The 12,125-nt window shown below is 43.7% G+C and carries 6 protein-coding genes; 1 reads left to right on the forward strand and 5 read right to left on the reverse strand.

Annotation, left to right across the window (positions count from 1 at the left end; translation table 11 throughout):
- Positions 1 to 82 precede the first annotated feature (82 nt).
- Positions 83 to 433: a hypothetical protein gene (locus RIG66_RS17290; protein ID WP_446380009.1), complete on the forward strand. Its 351-nt coding sequence runs from the start codon at positions 83 to 85 to the stop codon at positions 431 to 433.
- A gap of 56 nt (positions 434 to 489) precedes the next feature.
- Here the strand turns inward: RIG66_RS17290 and RIG66_RS17295 are convergent, their stop codons facing one another.
- From RIG66_RS17295 to RIG66_RS17315, 5 genes are all read right to left on the reverse strand, one after another.
- Positions 490 to 5,724, reverse strand: a complete 5,235-nt coding sequence (locus tag RIG66_RS17295) for a CHAT domain-containing protein (RefSeq protein WP_446380010.1) — start codon at positions 5,722 to 5,724, stop codon at positions 490 to 492.
- A gap of 157 nt (positions 5,725 to 5,881) precedes the next feature.
- Positions 5,882 to 7,108, reverse strand: a complete 1,227-nt coding sequence (locus RIG66_RS17300; protein ID WP_446380011.1) for a tetratricopeptide repeat protein — start codon at positions 7,106 to 7,108, stop codon at positions 5,882 to 5,884.
- Between the two features lie 676 nt (positions 7,109 to 7,784).
- Positions 7,785 to 9,647, reverse strand: a complete 1,863-nt coding sequence (locus RIG66_RS17305; protein ID WP_446380012.1) for a CHAT domain-containing tetratricopeptide repeat protein — start codon at positions 9,645 to 9,647, stop codon at positions 7,785 to 7,787.
- Between the two features lie 363 nt (positions 9,648 to 10,010).
- Positions 10,011 to 11,009, reverse strand: coding sequence for a DUF1822 family protein (locus RIG66_RS17310; RefSeq protein ID WP_446380013.1), 999 nt, complete (start codon positions 11,007 to 11,009; stop codon positions 10,011 to 10,013).
- Positions 11,010 to 11,060: 51 nt separating this feature from the next.
- Positions 11,061 to 11,690, reverse strand: coding sequence for a sigma-70 family RNA polymerase sigma factor (locus RIG66_RS17315; RefSeq protein WP_446380014.1), 630 nt, complete (start codon positions 11,688 to 11,690; stop codon positions 11,061 to 11,063).
- Positions 11,691 to 12,125: the final 435 nt, after the last annotated feature.

Here is a 12,125-nt window from a genome sequence, read left to right on the forward strand (position 1 = left end):
CAATTTAAAATTGTAATAAAAACAAAAGCTGAAAGACTATCCCGATAAATTTAATCACTATAAATAATTGGAGTTAGGAATTATGGGATTACTGGATCACTTTCATCCACCGTTGAGTACTCGTCGTCACTGGCACGCTTTCCATAATGCGTGGGCAACGTATATCGCTTCTGATTTAAACCGTCAATTGCCAGAAGGATACTTTGCTGAACCCAATGTGCAATTTGGGATTGAAATTGATGTGGCAGAATTTGAAGAGATATCATTACTAACCAGTCGAGTATCCAAGAATATCCTTCAACTCCCAACCTCCTCGCAACAGGAATGGATACCTTCGCCACCCACGCAGATGCAAGTTTGTGTAGCAGCGATTTTAATCGCCGTGGCTTTACACCTGAGTCAGGGCGGGTTTAGTTACATTCAGGTGGATTGAGAAAGGATAATAGTCAAACCCGCCCCTACAGGAAAATTAAAATGCCTTCATTGGTTTTACCAAGGACTACCAATTAGGGTAAATCCAGCCCAATAATAGGGATGAGATAGATTAATTTCTGAGTTATTCACTAAGGTTTTGGTAACGTTTATATTCCGACTTGTCCCAACTAACTGACTCGATTCAATTCGCACTTGAGAACGTAATAGGGCAAGTTGGGCTTGTCGCAATGCTTCGGCTTTAATTGATACATTTTCGCTGTTGAGTTGCTGATAAAATTCTGTCATTACCGCTAACGTCCCTAAATCATCAACTTTCCAGAGGCTGGCTAGGGCTGATTTTACTCCCGCTTGTACAGCTAATCCAGCAAACCCCATTTCTGCCTGATCATTCCCCACAGCAGTTTCACAAGCACTCAGAGTTAAGAGTTCCACCGTTGGCGGGGCGTACCATTGCACTTGTCGCAATTCGTTTAATCCGACTCGTTGTTGCCACAGTTGAATGTAGGGACTATAGTTGCGATCGCGGGGAAATGAGGCGTGGGTAGACAGATGTACAATATCAAAAGATGTCTCTTGGCGCTGAGTCTTTAAATTATCTAAGGTAAATTGGTCATTTAGCAATAATTTCCCTTGTCCAAATTCGGCTAAAATTGTTGATAATTCAATCGGAACAGCGGGTAATGGAGAAAGAGTTGAATCAGGGAACTCGGAAGCCCCCATGGCTAAGATAGTCGCATTTTTTAAACTCTGGTAACGGGTATCGGTTAAACTGACACTGGGGATTAAACCTAGGCTATAGGCTTCGATCAGAAATTGCTGTCCGTCATGTAATGCGGCTAGGGGAAGCGTGCGTAACCCCGCGTCCATTGAGAAAATTAGTGTATCAATATTGAGGGCATCTAGTTCCGTTGCTAAGGGTTCGATTAGCCACTGATAGAGTTGTTGGGAACTGGATAAATACCTGTCATTCGTATAATCATTGAGCGTGTGATAAAATTTATTCATTTCCCGCCGTAGAGTTTGATGATTGGCTTGGGGAACCTGTTTTGGAATCGGGGAACCTTCGGGGGGAACGAGAACAAGTTGTAATCCATCGGGATGAGATAGGGCGTAAATTACTACGGCGCGTTTTCCTGTTTGGGTTTCTATGGTTTTTAGCCTGTTTTGTAGGGAGGCGGTAGTGACTTGTTTCTGGGTAATGTCTTCGCCTAAATAGTCTTCAAATTGCGCTTCTAAGGATTGGTCAATTAACGTGACAATATCATCGCTGGGATTAATTGCGAGTTGGCGGGGAGAGTCTTGAACGTAGGGGACATTGAGTGATAATATTTGTTGATTGGGAATCTTCCAAGTAAAGGTGTAGTTTTCGGTTTCAGAATCTTGATAGATTTGCGGATTGACATTGAGAGTATCGCCGACAAGAAAGGCGAGAGATTCTAGGGGATTGGTTGGCGATGGAGTCTCTGGAGTTAATTCAGAATTAGGAATAGAGGGGGATGGAGAAGCAGGTGTTAATTGAGGAGTAGGATTAGGTTCGGCTGGAAGGGGATTGGGATCAGGTGGCGGGGGTGAAGCCGGAGAGACTGATATAATTTGAATGCGATCGCTGTCTTGTTTGTGAGTATGTAAATAGCTTTGTGTGGGTAGAATCTGATTTTCGGGATTTTCGTTTCCTCGCGTCATCGCGCCTTGAGTACCATTGATATCAGCGTTACCGACAATAAAGGGGGTAATTCCCTCGCCGCCATGACGAATGAAAATTGATCCGCCGTCAGCCACCCCAGCCGTAGAAATACTTGCCCGAATTCCATTTTGATCGAGGAATATATCCGTAGCTTGGAAAAATTGTCCTGTGGTAATGTCAACGACGCCACCATTACCGTTCCCTAAACTTTGACTATCAATTTGACTCACGGTAATATTACCCGGTGATTTAAGGGTAATATTACCACCATTATTGAATGCCGAGGTATTTAGACGCTGGGTGGCAATACTTCGTTGATGACTCGTGAGGCGAATCCCCCCTGGTGAAGTAATATCTTGGGTTTCAATACTATTTAAGGTGGTGATATCGATACCTGATGGATTGGTTGTGGTAATCGTACCTTGAACCTGTAGGTTATTTAAGGGGGTTAAATTGCCCACGCGATCGCTAAATTTAACCTGTCCTTGTTCTGAATTTAGGGTCAGATTATAGGAACCGTTGACAATATCGTTAAAGATAATACCACCAGAGTCTGATGTCGTCAAGGCGACATTATCCGCTAAGGTGACAGGGGCATTCAAAGTAATATTATTTTGGTTGGTTTGAATATCTCCGCCAATTTTAATATTACTATCTGCACTTAGGTCAATTGTGCCTCCCATTTCCACAAATGATAAAGCATTCATTTTGCCAACAGTAATTCTATTCGCCGCATCAAGAGTGATGTTACCACCTAAACCCTCTCCAGACGCCGTAATTAATGCCCCACTGCTGGTATTAATATTTGCCTCGGTACTTGTGATACTAATATCGCCGCTATCACCACTAAAGCCACTTAAAAAGACGGTAATTGTCCCAGTATCAATATTACCAGGAGCAAGCAGAGTAATATCACCGCCTTTGATACCACCGGGAGCGCTAATTATGCCGCCAGTTGTATCAATAATACCACCACTGGTTAGGGTAATATCTCCAGCATTCATAAACCCATGGGAATTGATTGTTTTACCGCCAGTAATAATATCTCCATTTGGTGCATTCAGTAGAATTGCACCGCCTGATCCTGAGGATGAAGATGAATCCAGAACATGGGTGGGTAACTGAGTTATAGGCTTTAATAAATCAGCGAGTTCTGGATAATCATTAATCGGTACTAAATCAACCAAATTGAATAGCTCAGACAAATCAGAATTCAGGGCATTAATAGAACCATTAGTAACGGTTAGATTAATTGTCCCACTCCCAATTTTACCTGAAGAAATTAGGTCGCCTGTTATCAGATCATTTTGAGCCGTAAGCCTAATGTCATTACCTGTACCATTGAAAGAAAGTGAAGTAATATTACCAGTATTGATGCTGCCATTGGGGGCATTAATAGTTACTTTGCCACTCGTTCCACTGAAAACAGCCGAGCCAAGGCTACCGCTTGAAATATTACCCTGATCACTTGTAAGCGTGACGTTACCCGTATTACTCAATCCGGACAAAGAGGCAATAGTGCCTAAAATTTCAATATTACCTGTCGCTTGGACTGTAATCTCACCGCCATTTCCCACAATACTTACTGAAGAGATACTAGTATTCTGTTCTGAGCCTGTGATTTTAATATCACCCCCGTTAGCGGTTAGGCTGATATTTCCAGCATTACCAACACCTCTGTCAATACTATTATTTATTTCACCAAATACTTCAATATTACCATTATTTGCGGTAAGATTAATATTACCAGCATTTCCGAAAGTGGCAAGAGATTGGGCAGCAATCAAACCTGTATGAATGTTGCCACTATTAGCCGTGAGGGTAATATTTCCACTATCTCCTACTGTTCCGCTTCCCCAGGATATAAGACTACCCGTGTTAATGTTACCTTCATCGGTCACAATAGTGATATCACCACCATGGCTAAACAGAGAAGCTATAACGCCACGGGTATTGATATTACCTACATCAACGTTGACTCCCGCAATGGTAATTTCTCCTCCTTCTGTCGTGATTTCATCCCCTGAATTCATTAAAAAATTACCAACACCATTGCCATCGGCATCAGCTTTAAATGTGATAGTTTGACCATAACCCGTCTGGAAATTTAAGCTGTCACTGGCTATATCCTCAATGGTAATATTGTTCGTGGCTTCTAAGATGAGGTTACCGGATAAGCTTTCCAGTTTGGCTTTAGAAAGGGTAAAGTTATCGGTGGTTTCGTCTGAAAAGAGAATTGTATTATCATTCAATTCACTATCATTAGCAGCAGGATCATCTTGATCGACTATCGTGATATTGACCGGATCAAGTAGTACGTTGCCAGCTTGACCATTAGCTGCCATGACATCGACATCGCCCCGAAAAACTAGATTGTTTTTTCCGGAAACTTCAACAAATCCACCATTTCCGGAATCATTCCCGCCACGAGCGAGAATAGTGCCATTAAATGTGGTATTATTGTCTGCCCAAGCAATAACACGACCGCCATCACCATTCAGAAAACTATCAGCCTGAATAATCGAATCCGAACTGATAAACGTGTTTTCAGCATTGGGGATGGAACCTTGACCTTGGTAATCTCCACCAATCCGGACAATACCTCCATTATTATTACCAGAGGCATTAATGTCGGCATCGACGAGTCCCACATTCTCACCGATAATATTAATTGACTGATTCACCGAAATTGGCAAGAAGTTGGCAACATCAAGACTGCCAGAAATAATCGTGGTTCCGGGTTGATTGGGTAAGGTTATGCCGGAATTAGCTAATTGAACAGTATTATCCGCAGAAACAGTTAATTGGGTGTCTAATTCAGGTGGTGTTCCCGTGAGGAGTTCAGCTAAATCTAAGGGGGTTACGGGGAGAATATTTCCCTGACCATCCCGGGGCGGTTCAAGTTCTAAACTGAGGAGGTTTCCTGATTGACCAATCTGGACTAAATTAGAGTCAGGTATAGCAGCAACAGTAATGGTTCCGCCTGGTGCGCTTAATTGACCGGTGTTAATCACTTGACCTGCCAATAGGGTTAAGTTATGCGGCGAAGTGACGGCTAAGTTACCCGCGTTGATAATACTGCCAGAATTGGAGTAATCAAAGGCAAATTGATTAGGTGTACCAATGAGATTTGAATAGTTATTGTCGCCAAAAGCATTAAACCAATGGTTCTGGCTAAATCCAATTCCTGTAGCGGTTGTGGCGGTAAAATCAGCGGGGACGTTTAATCGGGCGTTACTGCCAAAGATAATACCGGAGGGGTTGATTAAAACTAAGTTGGCGTTACTTCCGGTAACTTGGATTAAACCGTTAATAATGGAGGGATTATTGCCAGTAACTCGGCTGAGAATATTCTGAATGTTGGGCGAGGAGAGGAAGTTGGCAATTTGCTCAGAGTCTAATCCAAATTGCTGAAAACTGTGGAAGAGATTGGTGTTGTCTGGGGACAAAGTGCCACCTGTGATGTCGAAGCGATCGCCTGTGGGATTGACGACGGTTCCGGTGTTGTCGTTGGCGGGGATTATGGGTTGGGCGAGGGTAGGGGGATAGGGGTTTAGGGTTAAGAGGGCGAGGAGGGTTGTTTTGCAGAGGAAATTGGGTTTCATGATGAATTTTTTTGGATTGAGTAGCTATTAATTAATGTTGATTTAACGCAGAGGTACGCGGAGGTAAGCGCAGAGGGCGCAGAGGGGTTGGAGGTGGAGGAGGGTGGGTTTAGTTCAGGGATTGGTTGTTGGGAAAGGGTATCGGTAAAACCCGCCCCTACTGGTTTAATTGGTGTTCAAGTTCCTGAATCTGTTGGGAATAGCCTAGGGTTTGATATCCTTTGAGGGCGAGGCTAAACCAGTGCATCGCTTCGTCGTGATTGCCGAGTGCGGTTTCGATGCGCCCTAAGTGATATTGGGCGTGGGTTTTCTCCTCGATGTCGTTGGGTTGGGCGAGTTCGATCGCTTTTTTGTAGTAAGGTTTAGCTTGGGGGGGAAGGGCGAGGTGATAGAAGTAGCGATCGCCAATTTTGCGATAGATGGCTGCACTCTCTACTCCGTCAGCAATGAGGGATTCTAGGGTGGCGATCGCTTTGGTATGAAGACTATGTTTACTGTATAGTGTGGCTAAGGCTAGAGCTTTAGCTGTTTGATTCCAGGGTTGCTGGGTGATTCGGTTGACTTGAGTCTGAATTTGTTGGGCTTGTTGTTCGTCGAGTCGGCTGAAATTAAGTCCGCCGGGTAGTGGCGGTTCATCAAGTGAGGATTCTCCAGTATCGGCTTCAACAATTAGCATATAATTACCATCGGGTTGAAGCGGGGGTTCTCCAGGATAGAGGATTTGGGTATCGCTAACTTGGGTTGTCCACTCGATTCCCTCCCCTTCGAGAGTGACGGTATACTGTTGGGCTTGCGGTATGGAATTCCAACGTAGCAGGGGTTTATCGGTGATAATCGTGGTGCGACGGGGACTGATAACGTAAGGAATATTATTGTTCCAAGCGGCGATATCTCCACGATGCGGGCATTTATAAGTGCCAGGGCTACATTCACTTTGTTCCCTAGCGGCGGGACAGCGATTGCGGAGATTATTTCCGGGAGATATCGTTTGGATGGATAAGTCCGCACATTGCATAATTATTTGTGCTTCCTTGGCGATCAATAACTGATCATCTGGATAAATATCCGTGCCAATTTTCGGTTCAATTCTACGTCCAGTCCGCTGAATTTGCACATCACCTGTTATCTGAAGAATTTGTCCATTGGCAAGGGGTTGGGATGTCGGGCGTAAGGCAGAGAAAATGGGATAAGTCGTAACAAATAGATCATTGTCTTGATGCCGTACCGATTTTTCCTTGTTCCCGCCTCCGACACTATCAACCCAATTAGTCCGATTGACAGGTTCATCCCGATAAACAGCCCCGACACCCGAAGAATTACCGCCAAATAGGAGTAATAGAGAACTTAACAGGAAACTTATGGAAGTCGCTATTGACCCGTTCATACAATACTTATACTCCTTTAACCTTGTGTCAGTGTTTCGATTATTTGGATGACCCTGAAGATAATTTATACTCCTTCCCGTCTATGAAGTTAGATTCGAGCAACGCATCATGATAAACTCTAAGATGCTGTTCAGGAGATTGAGAAACCTTGCTGTTGGCTCTCAAACGATCAAACTTGATAGTTGTTTAAGATTCAGATAGCAAAATGTTTGAGTGAATATGACCTATGCCTAATTTATGCATTGCTTTTTGTTAGGCATTAATTTTCTCGTTGCGAAAAAGCATCATTATCAATGAATGACTGAAACTTGCGCTATTGTCAGTCAGCCCTAGCATCCGCATTCATGGTTTGCACCCAAGGCAGATTAAAGCTAAACCTGACTGTTGAGAAATTTTTTTATCTGTAACAGAAGAGGGGAATCTTTCTAGTTCTATTTAAACCGCCGCGAGTATCATTGTCAAGTTTAATTACAAGATATAGATATATTCTGGATAGTCCGCTTACAGAAACTGCACAATGAGCTGATACAGACTATAAGTAGGTAGGGACATTAAACGAGGACGAGCTAGCAGAATTTTAGACATCAGCAATACTATTCCACTCCTTTTTTTGGCTAAGTACCTGGACATAAATTCTGTACCCTGTACTAAGAAGTGTTAGCAAGCCTCAAATCCTTACTGTTCCCTGTTCCACACCGAGCGAAGCCGAGGTGTTCCCTGTTCCCTAATCTCAACCGTTAAGTTTAATTTTGTCCGACTACTTACCAAATTTTCTCTGGCTAAGGCAATACATTCGTCTTGTTCAGGGACATTATAATCCGAGTAGCGAAGTGTATTTTCCCAAGCCAGTACTGCATCTTGATTGTTCCCTTTCGTGTCTAACACTTGGGCTAATAGACAATAGGCATGAGGGCTATCGGGTTGAAGCGCGATCGCGCGGCGTAAATCGGCTTCAGCTTCCTCCAACCGTTGTTGTTCCCATCGTACCCAACCTCGATTCTTCAAACAAGCAGCTTTCACTTCATCATAGTTGCTATGCTTTAAGCAATCCCAGGTTTGTTTCAGTGCAGATTGTAGATTCTGCTGCTGCAATTGCAAGCGAGCCAGTTCCGGGTAAGCATCAGGAAGTCCTCGCAGGGCGGCTTGTTTAAACCGTTCTTCCGCACAGTCTGTATCATCAAGACTTTCATTGCATAACCACCCTAAATTGTAGTGCGGCTGTGCATAATTATGATTCAGTAAAGTAGCGATAGTATAGTAACGTTTTGCTATTAATAATTGCCCATTTTTGTGATTTTCAAGTCCCAGTTCATTCGCCCAAACTGCCAGTTGAGAGCCGAAGGACAGGTAACTACTAATCGCTGCCACTAAAACAATTACCACCCATTTTGATAAACGAATAAAAGGAATTGTATAACCTTGGCGTTCGGGTAAAACCAACGGCTTCCAAGTGGGGGGAATTACAGCAGGATGTTGACAAATAACCGGAAGCCAACTTGCCCCAGGAAAATCATGTTCCACTCCCCGGAGTTGCTCTCTAGCTTGGCGCACAGATAAATGAAAGGGTTCGCCAGCAGAAAAGTTTTTTAAGAAGTATTTCAAAAAGGCTTGCGCTACTTGATCTGCCACAGGTTCGCGCATCACAATCATCGGCGGTAGAGGAATCTGTGCGGCTGCCAAGTCTCGTGCTAATCCTAACCCATCACAGGAATTAAAAATTGCTAATTTCAATCCATTATAAACCGCTTGACCGAGGGCTTCTTTGAGTTCATCAATCGTGATGCTATTATTCTGAGCGTTTTGATTAATGTATAACCGCCCATGGGTTAAAGTTTCTGCACTTTGGGAATGTCCGGCAAAGAAAATAATATCCCAACCGGCTTGCCAAAGTTGATCGTTTAATTCCTGTCGTTCGGGTTCAACCAACCATTCAATGTCAACCCCTGGCAATCGTTGTAGCAATTCCCGATCTTTTTCCAGATTAATCCCAGCGCTATTTCCTAAAATGGCTAAAATTTTGACCTTATCTTTTCTGGGGGAGGAGGGAACTTGATAAGCGGGTGGGGGATGATCGGGTGTACTAAACGCTAACTCAGCTTGGCGATATTCTGCCAAAAAATCCCAAAGATGCCACGGTAATTTCCAGACTTCCGGCTCATTGCTTTCAATAATTACCCGCACGGATTCAGACGGGTTTAATTGAGTTCTCAATTGTGATTCGATCTTGCGAAACCCCTCACTTTTGAACCATGTATTAAGTCGCGTTTGTAATTGCTGACAAATATCATTAAAATTACCCTCAGAACAATGGGTAATTCCCGATTCGACGATTTCGATCCCGCGAAAGCCATCACTCTGATAAAGTGCTGTATACATTAGCCGCCAGTCTCTGAGCAGTTGAGGAATATCTGGCGCTGATGGCAAGCTGCCGACGAATTGCATGTAAAGATTTTTTATCTCTCCCAACCGCGCAGTAACAGCAGGAAATCCAGTTCTGAAGCTGCCGAATCCGAGACTTAAGACGACTATTTTACTCATAGCTACTCTTTATTGATTATTGAGTTAGGGAACAGGTAGGGGTAAAGAGAATAGAGTCGAGGGAATAAGTCTGCTGATTAGCTGACGCATTGGCTCAAATTTTACTATGATTTTGGCGAGTCAGTTATTAAGATTTTTGAATAATTAAGCCCTGAAAGAAAATACTCTATTCTTCAATAACGCTATTTGATATAACCCCAATGTAGGGTGCGTTAGCGAAGCGTAACGCACCCTTGCTTAAGACGTGAGTGCCATATTTGCCTGAAGAACCGTGATATTCACATTCCAGATTTTTAGTCAGACGTTCAACGATGATGACAAAGACAGGGTAACTACGACAATCAACAATTAACCCGTGACCAGTCAAAGTGTAAATGATTCCGTAACACTGATACTATTCAGCGCTACTTGTAGACCAAAATTGGTTCCGGGTTCGACTCGAAATTGTCTGAGTTGAATCCAAAGATCTAACCCTCTCGATTTCACGACTTGCAGCCTATCCCCGGAGTCGGCAAGTAATGCCAGTGTAAGATTACTCGGCAAATAGCGATCGCCGCCTGTGGGATGAACTTGAACAAAAACATTAACCTTGCGATCGCGTTCTTGGGTAAGTGCCATTACCAAGGCGAGGCGTTGAGTTCCCAAATCCATTGCCAAATCGATTAACTTGGCTCGCATAACATCTGCATCTGGAAAGAGTTTTACGCCAGTCTCAAATCGACGAAGTGCGGGAACATTTCGATCTTGAAGCGACTGTTCACTATCAGCTACTAATAAGTCTTCAATCTGTTGCCAACCCGCCGCAAACTGATTAGCAAACCACTGATTAATATTGACGATAGGGTGAGCTAATTGGTCAAGATACTCTAATAAAGCATCAAGGGGTTGTAACTGCGTCAATACTACCTGATCTGTACCAGCCGTTTTCGTGAATCCCAACAGTTTTGACTCTTTTAGCTTGGGATCAATAGCCACAAAAACATAGCCAATTCGTTCCTGCCATACTTCGGGCGGAATCGAGCAAAATTCCGGAATCCAGTGATTGCTTTTAGAGTCTGAATCATTCTCGAATACTTTCACCGGGCGACATTCTAATGTTCCTAATCCTTTGACCTTCAAATCTGCCACATCTGCGCCTAAGCAAACCACGGGATTGCAAAGATCACTAGATTGAATGTCAGTGTCTATCTCCATAAGTTCCAAATAATCATGGACTGCCAAAACTGCCAACGTATTCAAATAAACTTGTTCGGCTTTTGCTGGCGTCGGTTGTTTTTCTGCAAAGTTTTGTGCCATTTTGATTATCTTGGGCATAATGGGCATCGGCAAAGCGTTATTTAACAGTAATTCTATGCTAGTCATAATTCGCTCCTTTACAGTCCTGTGGTTGTTATACCATCAATTAATTGTTGTCTATAAATATCCTTGAGATTCACCAAATTTCCGTAACAAGGGAACACAATGACGCTGGTAAAATGTTGCCAACGTGGAAATCCTACAATTAAACTCTGCTTCTAGTTTTCTCCATTCTGTCTCTGGTGGTAAGCGACGTAAGATTAAAACTTGACAAGTTATATCAGGACGCCCTCTAATATGAGAGCTAGATAAGTCCCCATCTGGATCTGATTCTGCCCACTGTCGGGTTTCTTCCAAGAGCGGCGGAATATCGGGGTGAGTATTCGGCAAATTTTCAATTGGATTGATTGGATTCTCCCAGCCTGGTGGCGGTTGAGGTTGATAGCGTTTCATGTCTTGCCATCGTTTCAAGCGCAAATCATTTAGTCGTTGTTTGAGATAGGCATCCAACCACGTTGTCACAGTGGCTATCGCCGGATCATAGTTCTCAATCTTGCGGCACAAATACAACCAAGTTTGTTGCAGTGCTTCTTCGTAATCGGGGCTATTCTCCCGCCAAAGTTTCCCCGATTGTGCGATCGCGCGAATGAGTTGATCCAAGCTACGACGCCGTTGCAGACTGCGCCGGGGGTACTGGCAGGTTTGAGCGACAAGCTGACGTAGTTGTTGATCGATGTCCGCATCCATGAAATTACCTTAACTCTTACTCCTATTGGTTTTGGGGTGGGTTGTTACCCTGTCATCGTCGCTTACACTCATCCTTCATAGTCGTGCCAATTGAGTCTTGCACTCAGTTATCGGCGCAAATTTAGAGTTTTTCGCAAAATCCACAATTTTTTTTTCGACTCATCTTGTCTGACATTTTTATATAGGGCACGGCAGTGCCCATGGGTGTCAACTTAAGCCACATTACCCACGATAGGATACTGGGTGTGGGGTATGGGGTGTGGGGTGTGGGGGAAAGCGAGCAATTTTGGGGAGCTATGTATTAAACGGAACCTGTTTGAAAAAAATATTGTGGATGAATAGGTGAGGTGAATGGTGGTAGGTGTGAGGTTTTTTCGCCTCCAACAGACAATTCCATCCTGACACCCGACACCCGACACCCGACACCCGACACCC

The sequence above is a fragment of the Coleofasciculus sp. E2-BRE-01 genome (genome assembly GCF_040221695.1).
In the GTDB taxonomy this organism is placed as follows: domain Bacteria; phylum Cyanobacteriota; class Cyanobacteriia; order Cyanobacteriales; family Coleofasciculaceae; genus Coleofasciculus.

Coding starts and splice junctions, on each gene's coding strand:
- RIG66_RS17295 (WP_446380010.1), bottom strand. CDS start 5,724: ATGAAACCCAATTTCCTCTGCAAAACAACCCTCCTCGCCCTCTTAACC.
- RIG66_RS17305 (WP_446380012.1), bottom strand. CDS start 9,647: ATGAGTAAAATAGTCGTCTTAAGTCTCGGATTCGGCAGCTTCAGAACT.
- RIG66_RS17300 (WP_446380011.1), bottom strand. CDS start 7,108: ATGAACGGGTCAATAGCGACTTCCATAAGTTTCCTGTTAAGTTCTCTA.
- RIG66_RS17310 (WP_446380013.1), bottom strand. CDS start 11,009: ATGACTAGCATAGAATTACTGTTAAATAACGCTTTGCCGATGCCCATT.
- RIG66_RS17290 (WP_446380009.1), top strand. CDS start 83: ATGGGATTACTGGATCACTTTCATCCACCGTTGAGTACTCGTCGTCAC.
- RIG66_RS17315 (WP_446380014.1), bottom strand. CDS start 11,690: ATGGATGCGGACATCGATCAACAACTACGTCAGCTTGTCGCTCAAACC.